Source organism: Caulobacter sp. GW821-FHT12A07 (assembly GCF_058807655.1).
On the sequence record NZ_JBXAQX010000001.1, the window covers coordinates 613848 to 639751 of the forward strand.

Consider the following 25904-nt stretch of genomic DNA (forward strand, 5'->3'; position numbering starts at 1 on the left):
GAGCGCCACGCGTTTCAGAAAAAGCCTGGGTCCCCGCTTTCGCGGGGATTTTACGGAGGGAGGAATGGATCCCGCTCCACCCGCTTGCCAGACCCGCCATATTGTCTGACAAGAGCAAAAACACGGGAGGATGCGAGTGACCCTGGACATGCACCGGCGCGGCCTGCTGGCCGCCGGACTTATGGCCGGCGCGGCCTCGACCACCGCTTCCGCCGCCGCGACCAAGCCGGCCGCCAAGCCCAAGAAGGCGCCCGCCCTGCTGGCCCCGCGGCCGCCGATGGGCTGGAACAGCTGGAACAGCTTCGCCACCACCATCACCGAAAGCGAGGCGCTGGAGACGGCCCGGATCATGGCGGCCAAGCTGCTGCCGTTCGGCTACGACGTCTTCACGGTCGACATCCAGTGGTACGAGCCCGAGGCGGCCAGCTACGAGTACAACCGCAATCCCCAGCCGGCGATGGACGGCTTCGGGCGGCTGATCCCCGCGCCCAACCGCTTTCCGTCCAGCGCCGGGGGCAAGGGCTTCAAGGCCCTGGCCGACCAGGTCCACGCCCTGGGCCTGAAGTTCGGGGTGCACCTGATGCGCGGCATCCCGCGCGCGGCGGTGAAGGCCAACCTGCCGATCCTGGGGACCAAGGTCCGCGCCGCCGACATCGCCGACACCTCCAGCATCTGCACCTGGAACCCGGACATGTACGGCGTCGACATGAGCAAGCCCGGCGCCCAGGCCTATTACGACAGCGTCTTTCGGCTGCTGGCCGACTGGGGCGTCGACTTCGTCAAGATGGACGACATGAGCCGGCCCTATGACGCCCATGCGCCCGAGATCGAGGCGGCGCACAAGGCGATCGCGGCGACGGGACGGCCGATCGTGCTGTCGCTGTCGCCGGGCGAGACCCCGGTGGCGCGGGCCGGCCACGTGCGCCGCTACGCCCAGATGTGGCGGATCTCGGACGACTTCTGGGACGAGTGGTCCATGCTGGAGGCCCAGTTCACCCGGCTGGAGAACTGGAACGAGCACCGCGTCGTCGGCGGCTGGCCCGACGCCGACATGCTGCCGCTGGGGCGGCTGGCTTTGGGCAAGCGCGACACCAAGTTCACGCCCGACGAGCAGCGCACCCTGATGACCCTGTGGGCCATCGCCCGCTCGCCGCTGATCATGGGCGGCGACCTGCGCCACCTGGATGCTCCGACGCTCAGCCTACTGACGAACCGTGAGGTCCTGGCGGTGAACCAGGCCAGCACCGGCAACCAGCCGCACTTCATCGCCGACGGCATGCGGATCTGGTCGGCGCGGCCGGAGGGGGCGCAGAACGCCCGCTACCTGGCGCTGTTCAACACCACCGAAAAGCCGAAGGCCGTGGGCCTGCCGCTGCGGGACCTGGGACTTTCGGGGTCTGTGGCTGCACGGGACCTGTGGAGCGGCGAGGATCTCGGCCGGGTGTCGGGCCGGGTGGAGCGGGTGGTGGCTCCGCACGGGGCGGCGTTGCTGCGGTTGGGGTAGCAGGACCCTTCTCCTACGCCCCCAAACTCCGAGCATCCCCGCGAAGGCGGGGATCCAAGCCGAGGCGGCGGGTGATCCACGGCCTCGCCACACCCCGAGAGTCAGCTTGGGTCCCCGCCTTCGCGGGGATACTCGGATCTAAATGGCGAAGGGCCAAGCTCTGCCCCCTCCCCCGAAACGGATGCCCCTGCCGCGCAAACGCGCTATGCACGGACCCATGGAGCGTGGGCGCAGCATCCTCATCGTGGGCGGCGGGACGGCCGGGTGGCTGACGGCCGCCTATCTGGCCAAGAGCCTGCGCATCGCCGAGCAGGATCACCTGCGCATCACGGTGCTGGAGTCGCCCGACATCGGCATCATCGGCGTGGGCGAGGCGACCTTCCCCACCATCCGCACGACCTTGCAGTTCCTGGGGATCGACGAGACGCGGTTCATCCGCGAGACCTCGGCCACCTTCAAGCAGGGCATCCGCTTCATCGACTGGGGGCACGCGCCGCAGGACGGCCAGCGCCACCAGTACTTCCATCCGTTCGAGGCGCCGTTCTCGGCCGACGGGGCGAGCCTGGCGCCCTACTGGCTGCTGCAGGACGAGGCGACGCGGCCGCCGTTCGCCGAGGCCATGACCATCCAGGCGCGGGTGGCCGGCGCCCAGCGCGCGCCCAAGCGGCCGCACGAGGGCAATTTCGCCGGGCCGCTGAACTACGCCTACCATTTCGACGCCGCCAAGCTGGCCCAGGTGCTGGCCGACCGGGCCCGGGAGCTGGGCGTGGAACGGCTGGAGGGGCTGCTGACCGACGTCGCGCTGGACGCCGACGGGGCCATCGACCACATCACCTGCGCCGAGCACGGCCGACTGGAGGCCGACCTCTATGTCGACTGCACCGGCTTTCGCGCCGAGCTGATCGGCCAGGCCCTGAAGGCGCCGTTCAAGTCGACCCGGCCGGTGCTGTTCACCGACCGCGCCCTGGCCTGCCGGGTTCCCTACGAGCGGCCCGACGCGCCGATCCAGAGCTTCACCGTCGCCACGGCCCACGAGGCCGGCTGGATCTGGGACATCGGTCTGGCCGGCGCGCGCGGCGTCGGCTGCGTCTATTCCAGCGACCACATGGACGACGATCGCGCCGAGGCGATCCTGCGCGCCCACATCGGCGGCGACGTCGAGATCACCCCCAAGGCGATCAGCTTCGAGGCCGGCTATCGCGAGCGGCAGTGGGTGGGCAACTGCGTGGCCGTGGGCCTGTCAGCGGGCTTCCTGGAGCCGCTGGAGTCGACCGGCGTGGTGCTGATCGAGGCGGCGGTGGCGATCATCGCCGAGCTCTTTCCCCATAATGGACCTATCGACGCCCCGGCCCGGCGCTTCAACCAGCTGATGACCGCGCGCTACGACAACATCATCGCCTTCCTGAAGCTGCACTATTGCCTGAGCCGGCGGACCGAGCCGTTCTGGCGCGACAACGCAGACCCCGCCTCTATCCCCGAGCGGCTGGCCGAGCTCTTGGAGCAATGGCGTCACCGCCCGCCCAGCCGCTACGACTTCATCCTCGATCTCGAGACCTTCGCCTTCTTCAACTACCAGTACATTCTCTACGGCATGGGCTTCAAAACCGACCTGTCGCCGGGCCGGGGCGAGTTCCCCGACGTGCAGTCGGCCGCCCGCCAGTTCGCCCGCATCCGCGCCTTCGGCGAACGCGCCACCCACGACCTGCCCAGCCACCGCGACCTGATCTCGCAGATCAACCGCTTCGGCTTCGACCGGCCGCTCGAGCCGGCCTGACCCCCTTCTCCCCTTGCGGGAGAAGGTGTCAGCGAAGCTGACGGATGAGGGGTCGCACCCACGAAAAACGCCGCGACAGCTGATCGGCTGTCGCGGCGTCTTGCTTTTGAGAGACCCCTCACCCGCCCCCCTTCGGGGGCCACCCTCTCCCGCAAAGGGAGAGGGAAAATTAGGCCGCGTTCGGCACCCGGGCGTCGACGGCGTCCAGCTCGCCGCTTTCGCGGGCCTTCTTGCCGTAGACGACCTCGAACAGCGGGCTGGCCATCACCGTGGTGACGATCGCCATCAGCACCAGCATCGAGAACAGGGTCGGGCCGATGATGCCCTTCTGCAGGCCGATGTTGATGATGATCAGCTCCATCAGGCCGCGCGAGTTCATCAGGGCGCCGATGCCCATGGCCGTGGCGTGGTTCTCGCCGGTGGCGCGGGCGGCGACGTAGCAGGCGCCCCACTTGGCCAGGATCGAGGCGGCCAGGATCCCCAGGGCGATCAGCAGCAGGGTCGGCGAATTGACCATGTCCATCCGGGTGTTGAGGCCCGAATAGGTGAAGAACATCGGCAGCAGCAGCACGACGGCCAGCGGCTCGACCTTCTTCTTCAGCTCCTCGACCAGCTTGCCGCGCGGCATGACGACGCCGAGGATGAAGCCGCCGAAGATGGCGTGGATGCCGACGGCGTCCATCAGGAAGGCCGAGATGCAGAAGGCCAGGATGACCAGGGCCAGGACGCCCGTGCTCATCTCGCCCTCGCGCTCGACGATGCGGCCCAGCGGGGCCAGGATCTTCGGACCCAGCAGGACGACGAAGGCCACCCAGGCCAGACCGCCGCCGATGGCCAGCAGGGCAACGCCCGGGCCGCCGCCGAAGGTGGCCAGCACCACCGCCAGCACGCACCAGGAGACGGCGTCGTCGAAGGCGCCGGCCGTCAGCGACAAGGTGCCCAGCGAGGTGTTGGCCAGGCCCCGCTCGTTGATGATGCGGGCCAGCATCGGGAAGGCGGTCAGGGCGATGCAGGCGCCCATGAACAGGGTGGCCGGCCCCTGGCCGATGGTCGGGGCGAAGAGGCCTGGCGCCTTCAGCAGGAAGGGGGTGATGGCGGCGGCGATCAGGAACGGCGCGGCGATGCCGGCGAACGAGACGCTCATCGCGCTCTTGGCCTTGGCCTTGAAGTGGCCGGCCTGGAAGCTGGTGCCGACCATGAACATGTAGAGGCCCACGCCCAGCTGGGCGCCGACGTACAGGACGTTCTTGGTCTCCTTGGGGAACAGGGCCAGCTGGAAGTCGGGGAACAGCAGGCCCAGCAGCGACGGGCCAAGCACCACGCCGGCGATCATCTCGCCGACCACCTGGGGCTGCTTGAGCAGCTTCTGGCCCAGCCAGCCGACGACGCGGCAGGCCAGTACGATGACGGCCAGCTGCAGGAAGAAGTGCACGCTGAAATCGGTGGGCGTGAAGCTCTTGGCGGCGGCCTTGGTGGCCGGGCCGTGGGCGTTGAGCAGGTCCGTCGCCGTGGCGATGGTCTGCGCGAGTAGGTCTGACACCGGTTCGTTCCCCCCTAGGATCGTTCTTTGCGGCAAGCCGGTTTTTCGCCTCTGCCTTGGGCCCCATGCCGCGCAGAGATCTGACCAATGCGCAATGCGTCGGAGGTTGATCCCGGCCGCGCGGCTTTCGATTGTTTTCGCTGGCGAATTATCCGTTGCCCGAACGCCACTATGTAGGTACGTACCTATACGACAGCCCTGTCATTCCAGGTTGAAGCCATGAAGGTCGTCACCAGCCGCGAGCTCAATCAGGATGTCAGCGCGGCCAAGCGCGCGGCGAGAATCGAGCCGGTGTTCGTCACCGACCGGGGCCGGGCCACCCACGTGCTGATGAGCGTCGAGGCCTATCGAAAGCTGGCCGGCCAGGCCGAGACCATCGTCGACCTGCTGGCCATGGACGAGCCCGTGACGCCCAAGTCGCCAGGGGGTGAGGCCAAGCCCGCCAGGTCGTCGGCCGCCTGGGGCCGGCCGCCCGCGAAACCGGGACGCGGCTGATGCACCTGCTCGACACCGAGATCGTGCTGGAGCTGCGCGGGGCCAGGGCCGGGCGCACCGATCCGGGCCTGGCGCGCTGGGCCGCGGGCGTGGCGCGCTCGGGCCTGTTCATCTCGGCGATCACCCTGCTGGAGCTGGAAGCCGAGGTCGCCCAGGCCGAGCGACGCGACAAGATCGCCGGCAAGGCCCTGCGGACCTGGCTGGACGAGCAGGTGGGGCCAGCCTTCGAGGGCCGGATCCTGCCCGTCGACGCCGCCGTGGCGCGAACCCGCTCTCGCGTGCCCCTGGCCGACCCCCGCGACGCCCTGCTGGCCGCCACCGCCCTGGAGCACGGCCTGACCCTGGTCACCCGCGACGTCGCCGCCTTCAAGGTCGCCCGGCTGAAGGTGTTCAACCCTTGGGGTTATGCTCAAGACGCGGTCGAGGACGACGAGGACTGGGGCCAGGCGGCGAAGGCCGGCTCGCAGTGGATCCGGAACCTGTTCGTGCGGGGGTGAGGGAGCGGCCCCGCCGCCCCTCATTTGTCATCCCGGCCGTAGCGAAGCGGAGCGCCGGGACCTCGCACCGCTGATCCGTCCGGCGTGGGAGGTCCCGGCTCTACGGATCGCTGGCGCGCTCCTCCGGCCGGGATGACAATCCCCTGGAAGTCCGCCCCGCAACTTCCCCCGCGTCAGCGCACTTAACCAAAAACCGACGTTTCGTCCGCATTGTACGGCCAGACCGCGCCCCTGGCCCCCTCTTCGGCCCCGGGCGCGCTGGGGAGTATCGTGGGGACCGACCGCCTCGACATCGCGATCGATCGAGCCGACGCGCGCCGATCGGCCCTGCGCCGCTGGCGCCGGCCCGTGGCGCTGACGATCGCCTATCTGGCGTCGATGGCCTACAGCCTGTTCCTGACCGGCGCCGCCCAGGAAATCGCAACCATCTGGACGGCCAACGCCGTGCTGATCGCCGGGCTGCTGGTGCTGGACCGCCGCCGGGGCGTCGGGCTGCTGGTGGTGTGCACGCTGCTGCACCTGGCGCTCAGCCTGCTGACCAGCAAGTCGTCGGCCTTCGCCGTGGCGGTGACAGCGCTGGACGCCGTGCAGATCACCGCCACCGCCGTGGCCCTGCGGCTGCTGCGGCTGCCCGGACGGGTGCGCGGCATGCGCGGCCTGCTGGTGCTGACGCTGGTGTCGGCGGTGTTCACGGCCGTGACCTCGATCGGCGTCAACGGCCTGGCCTCGCTGGCCGAGGGCGGCGGCTTCTGGACCGGCTGGAGCGGCTGGACCACCAGCAACGTGCTGGGCGTGGCCGTGGCCCTGCCGACCATACTGATCCTGATGGACCGTCGCCACGCCGAGGCCTTCCCGGTGCGCGGCTGGCTGGAGCCGACCTTCGGCCTGGCCGCGATCGGCGTCATATCCTGGCTGGTGTTCACCGGCCCGCCGCAGCTGCGGGTGCTGGTGTTCGCGCCGGTGGTGCTGGCCGCCTTCCGGGGCGGTCCGCGCGCGGCGGCCCTGTCGGTTATGATCGCCCTGGCCACGGCCATTCCGGCGGTGCTGTCGATCGTCGGGCTGGACGCCAGGGCCGCCGCCGAGCCGATGCGCCACCTCTTGCTATTCCACGTCGTGCTCTATGCGGTGAGCATGGCCGCCGCCCTGGCCCTCAGCCGCCAGGCGCGGCTTTCGGCCCTGCTGGTGCGCCGCCAGGCCGCCGCCCGCGCCGCGCAAGCCCGCGCCCAGGCCGCCAACGCCGCCAAGTCGGAGTTCCTGGCCACGATCAGCCATGAGATCCGCACCCCGCTGAACAGCATCCTCGGCTTCACCGGCCTGGTGGCCGACGACGCCGCCCTGTCGCCCGAGAACCGCCGGCGCCTGGATCTGGTCGGCCGCGCCGGCCGCTCGCTGGCCGAGATCGTCGGCGACCTGCTGGACTTCGCCAAGGTCGAGGCCGGCCGCCTGGAACTGGCGCTGGAGCCCACCTCGCCCGCCGCCCTGCTGCGCGACGCCGCCGCCATCATCGCTCCCGAGGCGGAAGGGAAAGGCCTGACCGTCACGGTTTCCGTGGAGGCGCTGGGCGGCCAGGATCCCGAGGCGCTGTTCGCCCTCGACGAGACCCGTCTGCGCCAAGTGCTGCTGAACCTGCTCAACAACGCCGTGAAGTTCACCACCCAGGGCCAGGTCGCCGCCCGGCTGGTGGTGGGGCCCGAGACCGGCGCCCTGCGGTTTTCGGTCACCGACACCGGCATCGGCATCGCCCCGCAGGTGCAGGCGCGCCTGTTCCAGCGCTTTTCCCAGGCCGACAGTTCGATCAGCCGCGCCTATGGCGGCACGGGCCTGGGCCTGGCGATCAGCAAGGCGCTGGTCGGCCAGATGGGCGGGACGATCTGGGTGGAGAGCGCGCTTGGGGCCGGCGCGGCCTTCCACATCGCCCTGACCGCCGAGCCGGCCGCCGCCGCCGAGACCGTGGACGAGGCCCTGCCCGCCCCGGCCGCCGCCCGCGTGCTGCTGGTCGACGACCACCCGATGAACCGCGAGTTGGGCGACGCCTTGCTGACCCTGGCCGGCTGCCAGGTGTTCACCGCCGAGGACGGCTTCCAGGCCGTGGAGGCCGCCCGCAGCGGCGGCTTCGACCTGATCCTGATGGACGTGCACATGCCGGGGATGGACGGCCTGGCCGCCGCCCGCGCCATCCGCGCCTTCGACGGGCCGGCCGCCGCCACTCCGATCCTGGCGCTGAGCGCCGACGTCCTGCCCGAGCAGGTGGCCCGCTGCCGCGCCGCCGGCATGGACGGCCACGTGCCCAAGCCGATCCGCCGCGAGGAGCTGATGGCCGCCGTGTCGCGCGCCCTGGCCGAGGGGCCGAAGGAGACCCGCGAGGGCGAGCGCCGGACGCCGGAGCAACCGGAGCGCGACGGAACGTCGCAGAACTTGGCCGCATACGGAAAAAGCGTTCTGCCTTAACCCTTTTTCCGGTTCGGCGTGATCGATGGGGATACCCGGCCGCCCGCGCGGCCGGAGGGGGAATACGGGGCCTTGGACGCAACATCCGCACCAGGACGTGAGAGCGCCGCCGCGCCGTGGCTGCGGCTGGCCGGACTCGCCGCGGCGTTCGTGATCTCGTTCGCGTTCAGCGACCTCCTGACCCGCGACTCCAACGGCATGCCCTCGCTGTGGCCGATGAACGCCATATTGGCGGCGGCCCTGCTGCACCTGGGACCGGTGCAGCGGCGGATCATGCTGGGCCTGGCCCTGGCCACCAACGCCGTGGTCCACCACCTGGCCGGCGACCCGTGGCTAGTCATCGTCATCTATGCCGCCTGCGACATGGCCGAGACCCTAGGCGCGGTCGCCGTCATCCGCCGCCTGCGCGGCCCCCGGGCCTCGATCCGCAGCGTCCGCCACGCCCTGGTGCTGGTGGCGGCCATCCTGCCCATCACCCTGACCGCCGCGGCCGTGGGCGCCAGCCTGACCGCGCCGCTGGTCGGGGCGAACCTGGCCAGCTTCTTCTCCGGCTGGGCCTCGGCCAACGGCATGGGCATGATCATCACCCTGCCCGCCGCCCTGATCATCCTGGACCGCACGCCGGACCTGGCCTTCCGCCGGCCGCTGCCGGTGCGGCTGGCGCTGTACGGCCTGGTGGCGGCGGTAACCACCTTCGCCTTCCTGAAGACCCGCACGCCGATGCCGTTCCTGATCTTCCCCGCGGCCATGCTGGCGGCCTTCCAGCTGGGGCCGCGCGGGGCTGCCTGGAGCGCCGTGGTGATCATCGCCGTGACCGCCCCCCTGACCATCGGCAGCGACGGCGTGGCGCGGATCGCCCCACGCTGGGACGAGGTCGACCGCATCCGCATGGTGCAGGCCTTCGTAACCACGGTGTTCTTCACCTCGCTGGCCGCGGCCCTGTCGCTCTACAAGGAGGCGCGGCTGAAGACCCTGATGGCCCGCCGCAGCGCCGCCGCCCGCGCCGCCCGGGCCCGCGCCCAGGCCGCCGGCCGCGCCCGCACCGACTTCCTGGCGACCATGAGCCACGAGATCCGCACCCCGCTGAACAGCGTGCTGGGCTTCGCGGGCCTGCTGGCCGAAACCGAGGACGGCCTCTCTCCCGCCGGCCGCCGCAAGCTCGAGCTGATCGCCCAGGCCGGCGGCTCGCTGGCCACCATCGTCGACGACATTCTGGACTTCTCGCGCCTGGAGGCCGGCCGGGTGGAGCTTAGGCCCGAGGCCGTGGACCCGGCCGCCCTGCTGGCCGACGCCGCCTCGATCATCGCCCTGTCGGCCCAGTCCAAGGGCCTGTCGCTGTCGGTCGAGGCCGAGTTGGAAGGCGCAGGCGACTACGCCCTGGATCCGGCCCGCCTGCGCCAGGTGCTGCTGAACCTGCTCAACAACGCCGTGAAGTTCACCGCCAGCGGCGGGGTGCGGGCCACGGTCGCTCTGGAAAACGGCGGGGACGGCGCCGAGCGCCTGCGCTTCACCATCGCCGACACCGGCATCGGCATCGCCCCCGAGGTGCAGGACCGGCTCTTCCAACGGTTCAGCCAGGCCGACGGCTCGATCAGCCGGGCGTTCGGCGGGGCGGGCCTGGGCCTGGCGATCAGCAAGACCCTGGTCACCCGCATGGGCGGCGAGATCGGCATCGACAGCGCCCTGGGCCAGGGCGCGACCTTCTGGTTCACCGTCCCCGCCGTCGCCGCCCGCGCCGCCGACGCCGCCCGGGTCGAGCAGGAGGCCGCCGCCCGGGTGCTGCTGGTCGACGACCATCCGATGAACCGCGAACTGGGCGCGGCCATGCTGACCCTGGCCGGCTGCGCGGTGCAGACCGCCGAGGACGGCGACGAGGCCGTGCGCATCGCCGCCGACGGCGGCTTCGACGTCATACTGATGGACATCCACATGCCGCGCATGGACGGCCTGGCCGCCGCCCGCGCCATCCGCGCCCTGGACGGCCCCGCCGCCCGCGTGCCGATCATCGCCCTCTCGGCCGACGTCATGCCCCACCAGATCGAACGCTGCCGCCAGGCCGGCATGGTCGACCACGTCGCCAAGCCGATCCAGCGCGACGCGCTGATCACGGCCCTGAACCAGTGGATCGGACGGGAGACGGCGGCGGCCTAGGGGCCTGCGGTTACTCGCGAACCACGAAGTCGATCGCGGGTCCCCCCCGGAACGGCAGGTCCGTCAGCACCATGTCGTTCTCCCGGAACTCGACCTCCCAGTTGGGCTTCAGGCGACAGGTGACCCTGAACACGGCCGTCCGGAAAGTGACGAAGAACGAATAGAGTAGATCCTCGTCAGCCGTCTTTCCCAGGAAATGGATGGCGGAGACCACGCTGGAGACGCGCTCGCGATCGGCCTGGGTCGCCGCGTCCGACCACGGCGCGCTGTCGATGGTCTCGAGCAGGACGAAACGCCCATGCGGCCCAACGATGCATGACAAGAATATGCGGATGAACGGCTTGGCCGTTTCGGCGGTCGGCTTTCGGCCCGTGGCGTGGACAAAATCATAGAGCCAGTCGTTTTCGGTCCCCGCCAGTTCGGCGTGCTCCTCGTTGGCGAAGGCTGGTATCAGGTAGTCGCGCTCCGCAACGGCGACGAGAACCAAACGTCGCTCGGGCAAGAACGGCAGGTCGGCGATCCGGCAGTGATCCGCGAGGGGCGTTCCGCCGTTCGCGCCAACAACCACCGCCTGCGCCTTTCGCACCGTTTCCTGTTCGCTTGCCTCCACCGCTCGGAGAGGCAGGCCGCCGAAGGTTTCGATGTCCACGGGCGTGACAACCGTCTTGAAACGCTGCTCGGACGGAAACGTATCGTCCGGCAGATGGGCCGGCCAGGCATCCATATTCAGCTGTTGCAGGCACCGTCGCAGCACGCGCCAACCGACAGGGTTGATCCTATGCTCGAACAGCGGCCGTTCTCCGGGTTTCAGAAATTCGGACAAGCCCGGAATCTCGAGCGGTTTGGAGTCGGTCAGGCTGACCTTGCCATTCGGCTTCACCCGCGCGACGAGCGCATAAAGCTCTCCGAACATGCACATGGTCCCGGTGACCAGATAGCCGTCGTCGATCGCCTGAACTTCCAGCGGACGAAGCGCCGCGGCCAAAAGATCGCGCGCCTCGGGCGCGAGCTCGGGTGAGAACGGGATCCCATTGCCGGGTTCGAGCACCGAGCCCGCGCGGCCGGCCTCCTTTACCTCGAAGAGGGCCACCCAGGCGCGCACATAGTCGGCCACGACCTGGGGAGCATTCAGGACGAGGCCTCCACGTTGGCCGAGTTCGACAAACACCCCGGCCGAAGTATTGAGAGAGGCGTACTGCCCATCACTGACGATGAAGGCCTTGGCCGCCAATGGAACCTTCTGATCATCGATATGCATGGCTTCAAGCAGGCGCCATCCTGGCGCGAACGACAACGTCTGTGACGACCAGGCAATTTGCGCGTTATGGATCGCCAGCGCGAACTGCAGCTCACGCCTCAAGATCGAGTCGATATCGCGTTCGCTTTGCGCATCCTCGACATATTCGCCCAGACGGAGCGTGCTCGGATCCGACATCTCGCCAACAGGCGGCTCTGCGTCGGAACGGGGCCCGTGAAGCTGCTGCGGGTCCGCGGAGGCACGGTAGGAATGATACCGATTGGCCAGTCCGTTTAAGGGACTCTTCGCGTCTTGGTCTGGAGGACAGGACTGCGCCAAATCAAGCGAAAGGCTGGCAAGAAGCGTGGCGTGCTCACGCCCCAACCGTCCGGCGATGGGATCCATGCGGCTGACAAGGCGCAGAACCTCGTCCCATCGCCCCTCGCTAACGGCGTGATTCAACAGCCGGCTAATGACGAAGAAAAGCCGCTGATCGGGATAAAGTGCTGCTTCGAGGCTCATGACGCCGCCTGTTTGGAAATATGTTCGCGGATGAGATCCAAGGTTTCGACATCGTGCTTTTGATCGGCGACGACGGCGATGGTCGTCCAGAGCGAAGAGGCGTCCTGTCCTGACTCGTCGGCCAGAATAAGCGAGGCGGCCTGGCGCAATCCCTCGGTCGTGAAGAACGGTATCCGCAGGCAGGACACGTGCCGCCGGTGCGCGTCGATATCCCGATCCGACTCTCCGCGTTCGGCCTCCAGCAATTGGCTCCAGGCCCACAGCATGGGAACGTTGCCCTTCAAGTACGCCTGTCCGCATACGGCCACGGCCGCATCGGCGACTATCTCGTGCAGGCTAAGCGCCGCCCCTTCTGTCACGATATCGGGCGCCGCCAGCACGCGTGCGAAAACCTCGCGCAGGAATTCGACCGTCGCCTCGGGAATCTCGCCGATATGGGGCACGAGGCCATACAGGGCGAACGCCAGCCCCCGGATCGCGCCGACCGCATTGCTCTGGCAGACGGTCTCCAGGACCTTCAGGCGATGGTTCTCGGACGCCTGGGTCGTCATGCCTGCGAGAAGCGCCGAGACTTGGCCGATCCGGTTCCAGTCTTCAGCCTCCATCCAGTCCACCCCGTCTGACTGCGCCTTGGACAGGAAGTCGGCCAGCAGAGCGTCCGCCGTTTCGCTTGCCCCCGAAAAGCTCGCGAGCGCTATGGTGATGCAAAGTATGCGGGATCGAATGAACCGCCTGCGCGTCTCGTTCTCGTCCTGGCCAGCCGGGGAAGAGTCGCCGACGAGATCACGCTCCAACCCATCGCGAACCGCCAGTAGCCATTCGGCGAGGCGCTCCTGTTCCTCAGGAGGCATGGTCACCTGGAGCTGGTCGGAAAGGTTCCCAGCGAACGCAGGGTCAAGGGTCTGCCAGAGCTGCGCCACGGAAAGCTGCGTCAAACTGAAGGTGACGTCTATCGTCGCCATGTCCTGCCGCGCGAAGCGGAGAAGGAAATCCGCCAAGGGAGCTTGCTGGTCGGACAGTTCCGGCAAGGCGTAAGCGACGTTCAACAAGGCCGCCGTAAGCGGACGTTGCGACCTTCGACGCGCCAACAGCGACGGCGGCAGCTTCTGAAGCGCCTGACCGATCTCCTCAAGGCGAAGACGCGAGGCCTCATCCTTCTTTTCGCGCAGCCTTTCTCCGTCGAGATAGGTGCAGCCCAACAGATGGCGCATGATCCAGAAGAGCGCCTCTTCGTCGTCTTCTTCCCGCAAGCGCTGCCAGGCCCGCTGCACGATCGACCCGACCGCGTCGAAGTCGCCCAGGGCGTCGAGCACGAACATCAGGTCGCGTTCCGCCGTCAGGAGCGTCGCGCGGATTTCCGCGGCGGGGCGCAGCGCCAGGAGCTCCTCCTCCAGACGCATGACCTCCTGGATGGTCTCGCGGCGGGGACAGGCCTGATCGGAACCCGACGCGGCGGGAGCCGGCGGGGGCGCGAAGCCGATGATGTCGGCGCTGGAGCCCACCGTGAAGAAGGTCGCCGCGGCGTTGAAGGTGTCGGACAGCGGCGAGGCGATCTGCGGCGGCTCGATGACGCTGCTGCCCAGGAACTGCGGCGCATAGCGCGGGTCGCTCTCGACCAGCTCCTTGCGATAGGCGGTGCTGGCGACGTAGGCGGCTTCCTTCAGGGCCGTGGCGATGGAGGTCAGGACGTCTTCGCCGAGCGCCTCGATCGGCGCGGCGTAGAGCTTCAGGCGGGAGGCCAGCCGCAGCGCCTCGCCGGCCAGGCGCAGGTGCTCGTCGGCCAGGGCCTGCCGGTGGCCCGAGGTGAGCCCGGGACTTTCGGCCTCCTTGACCAGCACGCGCGCCGCCGCGCCGAGGTCGGCGATCAGCGACCGGAGCAGCTCGATGACCCAGGCGTCCGCGACGCCGGCCGAGGGCAGCAGGTCGCCGCAGGCCGCGACCCGGATCGGAAAGTCGCTGAAGGTGCGTCGGACGAAGGCGGCGGCGTCGCGCGCGGCCGCCCGCCAGGCCGTATCGACCAGGAAACTTCGCTGCTTGGGGGTCAGTTCGTGCTGCTCGGGGTCGAGCCTCTGCAGCACGAAGAAGGCCCCGAGAATGTCGGGCTCCAGCGCGCCGAGGGTTTCATGGTTCGAACGGCTGGTCATGCGCTGGAAGCGCTCGCCGTCGAAGGCGTAGGAGCCCAGGGCGAAGGAGGGCAGCACCTTGGCGGCCAGCGTGACGTCCTTGATGGCTTCGTCGAGTTCGTCCTGCGTCACGTGCCCGAGCGTGAACGTGGACAGGCAGAGCAGGTTCTCGTGCAGCATCTCGCGCTGGGTCTCGGTCAGCGGGTCGCTCGCCGACGACTGGCGCCAGAACAGCTGACGGTCGCGCTGGATCAGCCCCGCCAGGGTCTGGTCCTTCTCGATCTGGAACACCAGCTCCTGCCAGCCCTTCGACCCCGGCCCGCCGCGATCGGCGATCATCGAGGCCAGGGCTTCGGCGGCGATCGCCGCGAACAGGGGACGCGGGGTCCGCTCGCCCAGCGCCGTCGCCTGGTCCAGCCGCTTGGCCGCGACGATCAGCAGGTCGTCGGGCGGCAGATCCTCGACGTGCTGGCGGAGGCGGCGCTGCATCAGCCCGATGACCGCTTCGCGCGAGACGGGCTGGAGGCTCAGGACGCCCTTTTCGCAACCCGCGGCCTTGTAGAGGCGCGGCCGGATGGTTTCGCCCCCCGGCCCCACCAGTTGTTCGACGAGCGAGCGGCCGCCTTCCCGCGCGATCAGCAGGACGCGCAAGGGATATTCGAAGTCGACACAGCGCTGCGCGAAGGCCGCCAGCAGGCGCTTGAGCGCAACCGGCCAATCGAGCGCGTAGTCGATGACCATCAGTGTCGGCTTCCGCGGCCGCCAGTTGCTGTTCAGCAGCCAGGAGAGATCGGCCTCCACCAGCCGCCCCGCCCGCCAGCGGACGCGGGAGGAACGCACCAGTTCGAAGGCCAGGCGGCTCTTGCCCTCGCCGCCGCGCCCCGCCACCAGCAGCCAGGAGAACGGTCGCGCCGTCACGTCGTCCGGGTCTCCGAGGAACGCCCGGAGCAAGGCCATCTCCTCGTCGCGCCCGACGAAATCGTCGTGCAGCGCGCCATAGTACAGGGTGTCGATGACGCTGGCGGTCGTCCCCACCGTATCGGGCCAATTCAGGCGCAGCTCGGCGAGGTCGTTGATCCGCGCTTCCAGCACGGCCGCGAGCTGGCCGAGCAGATCCTCGAACCTGCGGGTCAGCTTGTGCTGATCGACCTCCGCGTGAAGCGCCTCGACGACCTCCGTGGGCGTGACCTGGTTCACCTTGATGCCGAACGGCGTGAGGCCCGACCGCTTGATGTCGTCGATCATCGCCTGACGCAGCTTGGCCTTGTCCTCGAAGCGGCCGAGAACCCGGGTGAGCATTCGCAACAGGCGGTCCAGCGCCGGAATGCGCGCCATGAGCCGCAGAAGGCCCGCCTGGATGGACTGGCTGGCGAGGTCGGGCCCTAGCTCGATGGCCTTGATGGCCAGCACCTTGACGCCCGCGAACACGGTCGGCGCGACGATCCGCGGGCAGCCCAGTTCCGTCAGGCCGTCGACGCAGACCGTGTTGAGTTCGTTGGATTCGAGCAGCGTCTTCAGCCGCTCGATCTGCTCTCCGAACAGTTTGGCGACGATCTCGCCGGCCGGAAGATCGTCGTCTTTCTCGACCTTCGCGACCGCCCCGCCGGTGTTCTCACTCATCTGGCCCCCGCCACCCTGGTGCAACGCCAGTTTGACCCGAAGCTCAGCTATAGAGCAACTAGAAGCATATACGCAATTTATACGATAGCTAAGTGTTGCCAATCAAAGGGATAGCCGTCGCCAACACCCCTTCGTCGGGTAGTCGACGCTACTGAAATGGATTGCGGCAAAGCGTCACAGAGTTCATTGCTGCCGAAACTGAAACCGCCGTTCGGCGTAAGTTTTCCGTCCGGGGGAACGGGAACAGGATGACGCGAAGCGCCGCCTTACAGGAAACGGGGCGACAGACGACGCTGCTGGTCGTGCTGGCGCTCGCCTTCGTCGCGACCCAGCTGTTCAGCGACGCCCTGACCCGCGGCCCCTACGGCATCGCCGCCCTGTGGCCCTGCACCGCCCTGCTGGCCGTCGGCCTGATGGCCCTGGGGCCGCCCCGGCGGCTGATCCTGACGGTGGTGGTCGGGGTCGCCCATGTCGCTGTCTGCCTGGCCCTGGGCGACGCGCCGGAGCGGGCCCTGATCTTCACCGCCGTCAACCTGGCCGAGGCCTGGGGCGCGCGCGAGGCCGTGCGGCGGGCGTTCGGCGGGCCGCCCCGGGTGCGGACCATGCGCCAGCTGGCCCTGCTGGTGACGGTGATCGCCCCGGTGGTGGCGGTCACGGCCGGGGTCGCGGCCGGGCTGCTGAGCCTGCTGGAGCACCAGCCGTTCCTGGGGGTGTGGCGCGACTGGTTCGTCAGCGGAGCCCTGGGCATGGCGCTGATCGTGCCCGCCGTGCTGGTGCTGATCGACGCCGAGCACCGGCGCACCTTCCACCGCTCGGCCGGCGAGCGGGCGGGCCTCTTCCTGCTGATGGCGGTGCTGACGGCGGCGGTGTTCCACGACACCCGCGCCCCCCTGCCCTTCGTGCTGTTCCCCGCCGCCATCCTCTGCGCCTTCCGGCTGGGTCCGCGCGGGGCGGCCGAGGCGGCCCTGACCATCGCCGTCGTCTCCCTGCCGCTGGGGGTGTGGAACATCTGGCAGGGCCACCTGCTGGCGCCGTGGAACCCGCCGCAGATGACCCGGCTGATCCAGTGCTTCGTCACGGTGGTGTTCGTCACCGCCCTGGCGGCGGGCCTGGCCCTGGCCCAGCAGGAGCGGCTGCGGCGCCTCCTGGTGCGGCGCGAGCAGCTGACCCGCTCGGCCCGGGCCCGGGCGCTGGCCGCCGCCGAGGCCAAGACCGAGTTCCTGGCCACCATGAGCCACGAGATCCGCACGCCGCTGAACTCCATCCTCGGCTTCGCCCAGCTCCTGGCCGGGCGCGAGGACCTGCCGGCCGACGCCCAGCGGCAGGTGGGGATGATCGACACGGCGGGCGCTGCCCTGCTAACCGTGGTCAGCGACATCCTCGACGTCTCGCGGGTGGATTCCGGCCAGGTCGAGCTGCTGCTGCAGCCGGCCTCGGCCAGCGCGGTGCTGCACGACGCGGTCGGCATCGTGCAGTCGGAGGCCGAGGGCAAGAACCTGACCGTCGAGATCGACGTCGTCGATCCGGTCGAGGGCCTGCACGACCTGGACGCCCTGCGCCTGCGCCAGGTGCTGCTGAACCTGCTCAACAACGCCGTGAAGTTCACCGAGCGCGGCAAGATCGTCGCCCGGCTGGTCATCGAGCCCGGCGAGGTCGAGGACCGCCTGCGCTTCGAGGTGATCGACACCGGGGTGGGCGTGCCGATCGAGGACCAGGCGCGGCTGTTCCAGCGCTTCGTGCAGCTCGACAGCGGGGCGACGCGGGCCTACGGCGGCGCGGGGCTGGGGCTGGCGATCAGCAAGTCGCTGGTCGAGCTGATGGGCGGGCGGATCGGGGCCGACAGCGCGCCGGGGCACGGCTCGTGCTTCTGGTTCGAACTGCCGGCCGCCGAGGCCGAGCCCGTGGCCGCCCCGCCGCCCGAGGCGGCGCGCGATCCCCGGGCGGCGCGGATCCTGCTGGTCGACGACCACCCGATGAACCGCGAGATCGGGGTCGGGCTGCTGCGCCTGGCCGGCTGCCATGTCGAGACCGCCGAGAACGGCCGCCAGGCCCTGGCGGCGGCGGCGCGCGGCCATTTCGACATCATCCTGATGGACATCCACATGCCCGAGATGGACGGCCTGGCCGCCACCCGGGCCATCCGCGGCCTGGAAGGCGCGGCCGGCAAGGTCCCGATCATCGCCATGAGCGCCGACGCCCTGCCCCAGCAGGTCGAACGCTGCTTCGCCGCCGGCATGGTCGACCACATCGCCAAGCCCGTGCAGCGCGAGGTGCTGTACGCCAAGATCGGGCGCTGGCTGGAGGCGGGGGATTAGAGCGGGGCGGGCGGTGCGCCGAAGCAGCGCCGCCTCCCCCTTATTCTCCCTTTTCCTCCCGTCATTCCCGCCCTTGTGGCGGGAACCCCTGGTTCCGTACGCACGTGAAGCGCCAGCGGACTGCTTAGCAGTCCGCCCCTTCTGCCCCTGCGGCTGACAGAGGGTTTCCCGCCACAAGGGCGGGAATGACGGGAGTTTTGGGTTGGGCGGCCGTCACACTTGGCGCGAAAGTGGCGTCCACTCGAAAACGGCCGAATAGAGATCGTCCCAACGCGGATTGTCGCGCTCGATCAGGTTGATCTTCCACTGGCGCGGCCAGCGCTTGAGGGAAGTTTCGCGCTGGATGGCGTCGGCCATGGTCTCGTGCACCTCGCACCAGACGAGACGCTTCAGTCCGTAGCGGCGGGAGAAGCCCGAACCCGCGCCTTCACGGTGCTGGACGATCCGGGTCTGGAAGTCGGCGGTGACGCCGATGTAAAGCGTGCCGCGATAGCGATCGGCCATGATGTAGACGGCGATCCAGGCGGTGTTGAGGTCCATGGCGACTGCTCTCTGAACGATCGCCACAACCATAAGTTCTTATTTTGTTCACGTCACTCATTTTCACTCCCGTCATTCCCGCCCTTGTGGCGGGAACCCCTGGTTCCGTTGACACGTGAGATGCAAGCGACGTGCTGGGCACGTCGCCACTCCTGCCCCTGCGGCTGACAGAGGGGTTCCCGCCACAAGGGCGGGAATGACGGGAGTTTGGGTGGCGATAATGACGGGGCGTTTTGAAAGGCTTTGCCTGCGTGACAGCCCCCGCTAACCTCCGCGCCGCATCGTACCGGGGGATCCGCCATGACCTTTTCGCGCCGCGCCGTGACCGCAGCCGGCCTCGCCGCGCTCGCCGCCGCCTGTTCGCCCGCCAAGAAGGACGCCGCCCCCGGCCTGACCAAGCTGAAGCTGGCCACCGACTGGCGGGCGCAGGCCGAGCTGGGCGGCTACTACCAGGCCGTGGCGACGGGCGAGTTCAGCAAGCGCGGGCTGGACGTCAGCATCGTCCAGGGCGGCCCCGGGGTGAACGTGCCGCAGCTGCTGGCCACGGGGGCGGTGGACATCGGCGTCGGCTCCAACAGCTTCATCGTGCTGAACCTGGCCAAGGAGAACGTGCCGGTCAAAGCCGTCGCCGCCTACATGGACAAGGACCCGCAGGTGCTGATCGCCCACCCGGGAGCGGGCGTCGCCAGCATCGCCGACATGAAGGGCAAGCCGATCCTGCTGTCGGACGCCTCGGTGACGGCCTTCTGGGTGTGGCTGAAGGCCAAGCACGGCTTCACCGACGCCCAGGTGCGCAAGTACAACTACTCGGTCGCCCCGTTCCTGGCCGACAAGAGCCTGATCCAGCAGGGCTATGCGACGTCCGAGCCCTATCTGATCGAGAAGGCGGGCGGGGAGAAGCCGGCGGTGTTCCTGCTGGCCGACGACGGCTACCCGGCCTACGCCAGCTTCGCCCTGGTGAGCGACGCGATGATCCAGGCCAAGCCCGCCCAGGTGCAGGCGATCAGCGACGCCCTGGCGGCCGGCTGGAAGAGCTATCTCTACGGCGACGCCAAGCCGGGCGACGCTTTGATCCTCAAGGACAACCCCGAAATGACCCAGGACCTGCTCGACCAGGCCCGGGACAAGATGCGGTCCTACGGCATCGTGCCCAAGGACGGCATCGGCGCCATGACCGACGCCCGCTGGGCCGAGTTCTTCCAGGTGGCGGCCGACCAGGGGGTCTACGACAAGGGCCTGGACTACAAGAAGGCCTACAGCCTGGGCTTCCTGCCGAAGTGATCTTTCTCCTCCCCCGCTCGCGGGGGAGGGGGACCCCGAAGGGGTGGAGGGGGCGACCGCCGCACATGCGCTCACCAGTCCTGACGCTGAAACGCGCCCGCCGCCTGCGCCGCGAAATGACTCTGCCCGAGACCATGCTCTGGCAACGCCTGCGTCGGCGAGGCGAAGGCCCGACCTTCCGCCGCCAGCATCCCGTCGGCGCCTACATCCTCGACTTCTATTGCTCGGCGGCGCGATTGGCGGTGGAGATCGACGGCGCGGGGCATGACACGGCCGATCAGGCGAGGCATGACGCGCGCAGGGACGCGTGGCTCGCGTCGCAGGGGATCGAGGTCATGCGCATCGCCGCCGGCGACTTCTTGCGGGATCCGGACGAACTGGCGCTGGGCGTTTGGACGGTCGCGGCCGAGCGCGTGGGCGGAGTGCGGCCTGGGTCTGAACGGCGGTCGCCCCCTCCACCAGCTTCGCTGGTCCCCCTCCCCCGCGATGCGGGGGAGGAGAAGTGAGCGTGATCGCCAGCCTTTCCGCCGCCGAGGTCGACTACCCGCGCGGTCGCGCCTTGGGGCCGATCAACCTTGCGCTTTCCGCCGGCGAGGTGGTGGCGCTGGTGGGGCCGTCGGGGTGTGGGAAGTCGACGGCGTTGCGGTTGCTGGCGGGGCTGGAAAACCCGACGCGGGGGAGCGTCGCCCGGGCGGCGGGCAAGGGCGAGACCTCGGTGGTGTTCCAGGCCCCGACCCTGGCGCCGTGGATGAGCGCGGCGGCCAATGTGGCCCTGCCGCTGGAGCTGGCGGGCGTTCCCGCGCGGGAGGCGCGCGGCAAAGCGCGCGAGGCCCTGGCGCAGGTCGGTCTCGACGGCGCGCAGGACGCCCGGCCGGCCCAGCTATCGGGCGGCATGGCCATGCGGGCTTCGCTGGCGAGGGCGCTGGTCACCCGCCCGCGCCTGCTGCTGCTGGACGAGCCGTTCGCGGCCCTGGACGAGATCACCCGCCGCGCCCTGGCCGATGACGTGCTGGCCCTGTGCGCCAACCTGTCGCCGGCCGTGGTGTTCGTCACCCACAATGTCGAGGAGGCCGTCTACATGGCCGGCCGGGTCGTGGTGCTGACGCCGGGGCCGGGGGTCGTGGCCGGCGAGGTCGTGGTCGAGGGGCCGCTGGCAAGGCCGGCGGGGTTTCGGACGACGGCTCAGTTCCGCGAGACCGTGGAGGCCGTATCCGCGCTGCTCGCGCGGCCCCCTCAGTCGGCTCCGCCGACAGCTCCCCCAGAGGGGGAGCATCTTAAATCCTCCCCCTCTGGGGGAGGTGGCCCGGAGGGCCGGAGGGGGTCCGCGCCATGACCCGCCTCCTCGCCCCCGTGCTGTTCATCGCCTTCCTGCTGGCCGCCTGGGAAGGCGCCTGCCGCCTCCTGCACGTGCCGGCCTACCTGCTGCCGGCCCCGTCGGAGATCGCCAAGGCCCTGGTCGAGGCCGGTCCCCTGCTGGCGCTCAGCGCCTGGGGCACGCTTTCCACCGCGCTGGCCGGGCTGGTCCTGGCCGCCCTCGTCGCCCTGGCCCTGGCGTTCGCCGCGGCCCTGCGGCCGGTGGTCGAGGACGCCTTCCGGCCCGTCGCGGCGATCCTGCAGGTGACGCCGGTGATCGCCATCGCGCCGCTGGTGACGATCTGGGCCGGCATCGACCATCCGGGCCGGGCGGTGACGGCGCTGGCCGCCGTGATCGCCTTCTTCCCGATCTATTCGGGCGCCGTGGCGGGCCTGAAGGCGGCCGATCCGGACCTGTCGCGGCTGTTCGACCTCTATGGCGCCAGCGCCTGGCAGCGACTGGTGAGACTGCGCCTGCCCTCGGCCCTGCCGGCGATCCTGGAGGGGATCAAGGTGGCGGCGGGCCTGGCGCTGGTGGGCGCGGTGGCGGCCGAGTTCGTGGCCGGCTCGGGCTCGAGCCAGGGCCTGGCCTGGCGGATGCTGGAAAGCTTCAACCGCCTGCAGACCGCGCGCGGCTTCGCGGCCCTGGCGGTGCTGGCCCTGCTGGGCGTGGCCTTGCACGCGGCCCTGGCGGCGGCCGAGCGGCGGCTGCTGGCGTGGTGGCGGGGGCGGTGAAGCGCCCTTCCCCCACCTATAACTCCCGTCATTCCCGCCCTTGTGGCGGGAAACCCTATGTCAGCCGCAAGAGCGGTAGTGGCGACGTGCTCAGCACGTCGCTTGCGCTTCACCTGCGAGCGGAACGAGGGGTTCCCGCCACAAGGGCGGGAATGACGGGACATAAAGGGATGGCGGCGGAGGAAGAGGCGCCGGACCGCCCCACCCAAAATGTCGCACGCCCGACGCTGGAGCCTCGCCGTTAGGCGGGGATTAAGCGGCGTCGGCTAAGGGTTGCAGACTGCAATACCCACGTCCGGACCGGCATGCGCCTCGTTCTGTCCCTGCTGCTGCTCGCCAGCGTCGCCCTTCCGGCGCGCGCAGAGGACGCGCGTGAAAGCCGCTACGGGCCGCGCAGCCAGCGCGTGGAGACCGCCGCCCGCGCCGACTACGCCGGTCCGACCCTGAGCTGGGCCGGCAAGGCCGCCGCCCCGGCGCCCGACGCCCAGGACCCGCGCGCCAACGGCCGCCCCGCTCCCGTGGCCGCCTGGGCCGGCTACGCCAACGCCGCGCCGGCGCCGCAGCGAACCGTTCCCGCGCCCGTCTACGCTCCGCCCGTTCCGCAGGCCGTCCAGCAAGCGCCCCAGCAAGGCGCCCTGCCGACCAGCCTCTATTCGCCGCCCGTGGCCTCGGCCTCGATCCCGCCAGCCGCGCCCGCCGCGCCGCGCGAGCTGGCCGGCGGTCCGCCCGCCCAGACGCCACTGCCGCAGGCCCAGACCACCACCTACGCCGCCAACGCCCGCGCCCCGGACGGTCTGGCCCCGCGCACCTATTCGGTCGGACGGATGTTCGGCCTGACGCCCGACCGCATCGAGGCCCCCGGCCCGCCCAACACCGTGCTGATGGCCGTCGACCCGGCCGCCGTCGCCACCGCGCCCGCCGATGATGGCGAGGCCGACCACGGCTCGGCCGCGTGGCTGGCGGAGGCCGCCCAGGAGGCCGGCCGCGACGCGCCGACCAAGAAGAAAAAGACCGCCGAGGAGAGCGACCTCTGATGCTGCAATCGCGGCTGCACGACCTGATCGCCCTCGCCGACGAGCCGTCCAGCGCCCGCCGCCGCGACCTGCTGCGCGGGGTGACCGACCTGTTCTTCACCGCCGACGACCACGGGGCCGTCGAGATGGGCCTGTTCGACCAGGTCATGGGCCAGCTGGCCGGCGAGATGGAAGAGGCCGTCCGGGTCGAGCTGGCCGAGCGCCTGGGCCAGTCGGCCAGCCCGCCGCCGGCCCTGACCCGCAACCTGATCAGCGACAGCATCGCCGTCGCCAGCCCGATCCTGTCGGGGGCCGCGACGCTGTCGGACGCCGACCTGCTGCACGTGGCCCAGACGCAGGGCCAGGAGCACCTGCGGGCGATCTCCAGCCGGGCCCGCGTGTCGAGCGCCGTCTCCGACGCCATCGTGGCGCGCGGCGACGACGACACCCTGGGCGTGCTGATCCGCAACGAGGGCGCGGAGCTGTCGCGCGCGGCGCACGAGACCGTGGTCGACCGCGCCCAAGCCAATCCGGCCCTGCACGAGGCGGTGATCGACCGCCAGAGCCTGCCGGTCGACCTGCTCAACGAGATGTACTTCGTGGCCGAGGCCCGGCTGCGCGACCGGATCATGGCCCGCAACGAGGCCCTGGACCCGGCGGTGCTGGAGGCGGCCCTGGCCGCCGGCCGCAACCGCCTGGCCGCCCGCGACGGCGCCCTGCCGGCCGACTACGACGCGGCCATGGCCGAGTTCGCCAAGATCAAGGCCCGCGGCGGCGTCACGCCCCAGGCCCTGGCCGGCATGCTGCGCGCCAAGCAGACCACCCTGTTCCTCGGCGCCCTGTCGGACATGGCCGACATCGACTTCCACACCGCCCGCAAGATCCTCGAGCGCAAGGAGCTCGACGGCCTGGCCGTGGTCTGCAAGGCGGCCGACTTCGACCGCGCCCTGTTCCTGACCTTCGCCCTGCTGATCCTGGATCCGTCGGACGAGGTGATGGGCAAGGCCAAGGCGTACGGCGAACTCTACGCCGCCCTGCCCCGCGAAAGCGCCCTGCGGACGATCCGCTTCTGGCGCATGCGGCGCAAGACGGGGGCCGTGGCGGCGGCTTAAAGCAGGGGCCTGCCGGCTCCTCAGGGAAGCTCCCCCCATGGGGGAGCAGCCGCGAAGCGGCGTGGGGGGCGTAGCGCGAGCGCCGGCCAATGCACCGTCAGCTGAAACCGTCCCCCCTCCGGCCTTCGGCCTCCTCCCCCACAGGGGGAGGTTCCTTGGCGGCGAGGCTCGACGGAAAGAACCTGGACCACCCCCACGCGGCCAGCCAGCAGGCCATGGCCCAGGCGGCGCCGACGCACCAGCCGGCCAGCACGTCGCTGGCCCAGTGGACGCCGAGATAGATCCGGCTGAGGCCCACCAGCACCGAGAAGAACACCGCCGCCCCGAGCGCCAGGGCCTTCAGCCGGCGTTTCCGCGAAAACCGCGCGGCCAGGGCCCCGAGGGTCAGGAACACCACCGCCGACAGCATGGCGTGGCCGGAGGGGAAGCTAGGATTAGCCGCCTCGACGGCGCGGTAGACGAGGTCGGGCCGCTCGCGCAGGAACAGGTGCTTGAGGCCCTGGCTGATCGCCACCCCGCCGGCCGCCCCGACCAGCACCACCAGGGCCTCGGCCCAGCGGCGCAGGCTGGCGAGGACCGCCAGGGCCAGGATCACCAGCAGGGTCAGCACGGTCACCGAACCCAGGGCGGTGATATCGGCGGCGGCGGTGTGCAACCATTCGGGGCCGATCAGCTGGTGCGGCTGGCCCGGCAGGCGCAGGGACTGCAGGACCTGCAGGTCGAGCCGGCGGGTGTCGCCCTCGACCACCTCGTCGGCGATGTTCAGGAAAGTCAGCAGGCCCAGGCCCGCCACCAGCAGGGCGGCGGTGGCGGCCAGTTCGCGCCGGGCGGCCTTGAGCAGCACGGGCAGGTCGCGGCGGGGGTTGAGGCGAAGCTTCGGGGTCATGCGCCCTCAACGCGCGAAATCGCCGATCGACGCAACTCGAATAGCGCAGGTATTGCTACAATATTTCATGAATGAAACATGAACCGTTCCTGATCTTCGCCGTTCATCACCAGTCCAAAACGACCTGTCTAAGGTGGGGACATCGAACGAAAGGACTACGCCATGAAGCGTCTCATCATTACCGCCGTCGCCGCCTCCCTGCTGGCCGGGACCGCCCTGTCGGGTACGGCCATGGCCCAGCCCCGTCACGACGACCGCTATCAGCAGCAGCGCGCCTACGAACAGGGCCGCAAGGACCAGGCCCGCCAGGAACGCCGTGACGACCGTCGCGACGATCGCCGCGAAGCCCGCCGCTGGGCCAAGGGCCAGCGCCTGGACGCCCATTATCGCGGCGACGGCTACTACGTGAAGGACTACCGCCGTCACGGCCTGCGCCAGCCGCCGCGCGGCTACCGCTGGCAGCGCGTCAACGACCAGTACGTCCTGGCCGCCGTCGCCACCGGCCTGATCGCCTCGGTGATCATCGCCAACCACTAAGGCGCCGACAGTCTGACCAAGAGGGCGGCGGAGCAATCCGCCGCCTTTTTTGCTCCTCCCTCGCGAAGCGGGGGAGGTGGCGCGGCGCTATCAGCGCCGTGACGGAGGGGGCGACGGCCGGCACAGCGCCCAGTCTCGCCCCCTCCACCGCTTCGCGGTCCCCCTCCCCCGCACGCGGGGGAGGAGAAGGAAAGACGACACCTTCTCCCGCAAGGGGAGAA

General features: G+C 70.0%; 18 protein-coding genes and 1 pseudogene. 14 read left to right on the plus strand and 5 right to left on the minus strand.

Annotation, left to right across the window (positions count from 1 at the left end):
- Positions 1–130 precede the first annotated feature (130 nt).
- Together AC1RRS_RS02880 and AC1RRS_RS02885 are read left to right on the plus strand one after the other, a co-directional pair.
- On the plus strand, positions 131–1504 hold the full coding sequence (locus AC1RRS_RS02880; RefSeq protein ID WP_492853857.1) for a glycoside hydrolase family 27 protein: 1374 nt from the start codon (positions 131–133) through the stop codon (positions 1502–1504).
- Positions 1505–1709: 205 nt separating this feature from the next.
- Positions 1710–3278 carry a tryptophan halogenase family protein gene (locus tag AC1RRS_RS02885; protein ID WP_492853858.1) on the plus strand — a complete coding sequence of 523 codons (1569 nt, stop codon included), beginning with the start codon at positions 1710–1712 and terminating at the stop codon, positions 3276–3278.
- 169 nt (positions 3279–3447) lie between these two features.
- Here the strand turns inward: AC1RRS_RS02885 and AC1RRS_RS02890 are convergent, their stop codons facing one another.
- A complete protein-coding gene (locus AC1RRS_RS02890) occupies positions 3448–4818 on the minus strand; it encodes a cation:proton antiporter (RefSeq protein WP_492853859.1) in 1371 nt (456 codons plus the stop codon).
- Positions 4819–5037: 219 nt separating this feature from the next.
- On the opposite strand from AC1RRS_RS02890, the gene AC1RRS_RS02895 reads away from it, so the two are divergent.
- The 4 genes from AC1RRS_RS02895 (at position 5038) to AC1RRS_RS02910 (ending at position 10409) form a co-directional block, all read left to right on the plus strand.
- On the plus strand, positions 5038–5313 hold the full coding sequence (locus AC1RRS_RS02895; RefSeq protein ID WP_487290485.1) for a type II toxin-antitoxin system Phd/YefM family antitoxin: 276 nt from the start codon (positions 5038–5040) through the stop codon (positions 5311–5313).
- Complete coding sequence (locus tag AC1RRS_RS02900; protein ID WP_487290484.1) at positions 5313–5810, plus strand: PIN domain-containing protein; 498 nt, start codon at positions 5313–5315, stop codon at positions 5808–5810. The genes AC1RRS_RS02895 and AC1RRS_RS02900 overlap by 1 nt, the downstream gene beginning before the upstream one ends.
- A 270-nt stretch (positions 5811–6080) precedes the next feature.
- Positions 6081–8258, plus strand: a complete 2178-nt coding sequence (locus tag AC1RRS_RS02905; RefSeq protein ID WP_492853860.1) for an ATP-binding protein — start codon at positions 6081–6083, stop codon at positions 8256–8258.
- Between the two features lie 72 nt (positions 8259–8330).
- A complete protein-coding gene (locus AC1RRS_RS02910; protein ID WP_492853861.1) occupies positions 8331–10409 on the plus strand; it encodes an ATP-binding protein in 2079 nt (692 codons plus the stop codon).
- 10 nt (positions 10410–10419) lie between these two features.
- On the opposite strand, the gene AC1RRS_RS02915 is transcribed toward AC1RRS_RS02910, so the two are convergent.
- Together AC1RRS_RS02915 and AC1RRS_RS02920 are read right to left on the minus strand one after the other, a co-directional pair.
- Positions 10420–12168 carry a hypothetical protein gene (locus AC1RRS_RS02915; protein WP_492853862.1) on the minus strand — a complete coding sequence of 583 codons (1749 nt, stop codon included), beginning with the start codon at positions 12166–12168 and terminating at the stop codon, positions 10420–10422.
- The gene (locus AC1RRS_RS02920) at positions 12165–15911 is read right to left on the minus strand and encodes a hypothetical protein (protein ID WP_492853863.1); all 3747 of its coding nucleotides are present in this window, start codon (positions 15909–15911) and stop codon (positions 12165–12167) included. Before AC1RRS_RS02920 ends, AC1RRS_RS02915 begins: the two co-directional genes overlap by 4 nt.
- Positions 15912–16159: 248 nt before the next feature.
- Between AC1RRS_RS02920 and AC1RRS_RS02925 the strand changes: the two genes are divergently transcribed.
- Entirely contained in the window at positions 16160–18226 is a 2067-nt protein-coding gene (locus AC1RRS_RS02925) for a hybrid sensor histidine kinase/response regulator (RefSeq protein WP_492853864.1), read from the plus strand.
- A gap of 213 nt (positions 18227–18439) precedes the next feature.
- On the opposite strand, the gene AC1RRS_RS02930 is transcribed toward AC1RRS_RS02925, so the two are convergent.
- Positions 18440–18766 (minus strand): GIY-YIG nuclease family protein, encoded by a 327-nt coding sequence (locus AC1RRS_RS02930; RefSeq protein ID WP_492853865.1) that lies wholly within the window; start codon positions 18764–18766, stop codon positions 18440–18442.
- 300 nt (positions 18767–19066) lie between these two features.
- On the opposite strand from AC1RRS_RS02930, the gene AC1RRS_RS02935 reads away from it, so the two are divergent.
- The 6 genes and pseudogenes from AC1RRS_RS02935 to AC1RRS_RS02960 all read left to right on the plus strand — a co-directional run bounded on the left by AC1RRS_RS02935 (position 19067) and on the right by AC1RRS_RS02960 (position 24260).
- Positions 19067–20047, plus strand: a complete 981-nt coding sequence (locus AC1RRS_RS02935) for an ABC transporter substrate-binding protein (protein WP_492853866.1) — start codon at positions 19067–19069, stop codon at positions 20045–20047.
- A gap of 65 nt (positions 20048–20112) precedes the next feature.
- Entirely contained in the window at positions 20113–20553 is a 441-nt protein-coding gene (locus AC1RRS_RS02940; protein ID WP_492853867.1) for an endonuclease domain-containing protein, read from the plus strand.
- Positions 20550–21290 (plus strand): annotated as a pseudogene (locus tag AC1RRS_RS02945) (ABC transporter ATP-binding protein); the annotation flags it as partial. The gene AC1RRS_RS02940 and the pseudogene AC1RRS_RS02945, both read left to right, overlap by 4 nt.
- Positions 21291–21376: 86 nt before the next feature.
- Positions 21377–22135, plus strand: coding sequence for an ABC transporter permease (locus tag AC1RRS_RS02950; protein WP_492853868.1), 759 nt, complete (start codon positions 21377–21379; stop codon positions 22133–22135).
- 305 nt (positions 22136–22440) lie between these two features.
- Positions 22441–23169: a hypothetical protein gene (locus tag AC1RRS_RS02955; protein WP_492853869.1), complete on the plus strand. Its 729-nt coding sequence runs from the start codon at positions 22441–22443 to the stop codon at positions 23167–23169.
- Positions 23169–24260 carry a DUF2336 domain-containing protein gene (locus AC1RRS_RS02960; protein ID WP_492853870.1) on the plus strand — a complete coding sequence of 364 codons (1092 nt, stop codon included), beginning with the start codon at positions 23169–23171 and terminating at the stop codon, positions 24258–24260. Before AC1RRS_RS02955 ends, AC1RRS_RS02960 begins: the two co-directional genes overlap by 1 nt.
- Before the next feature lie 97 nt (positions 24261–24357).
- Here the strand turns inward: AC1RRS_RS02960 and AC1RRS_RS02965 are convergent, their stop codons facing one another.
- Entirely contained in the window at positions 24358–25146 is a 789-nt protein-coding gene (locus AC1RRS_RS02965; RefSeq protein WP_492853871.1) for a phosphatase PAP2 family protein, read from the minus strand.
- Between the two features lie 162 nt (positions 25147–25308).
- Between AC1RRS_RS02965 and AC1RRS_RS02970 the strand changes: the two genes are divergently transcribed.
- Positions 25309–25683: an RcnB family protein gene (locus AC1RRS_RS02970; protein WP_487290474.1), complete on the plus strand. Its 375-nt coding sequence runs from the start codon at positions 25309–25311 to the stop codon at positions 25681–25683.
- Positions 25684–25904 lie beyond the last annotated feature (221 nt).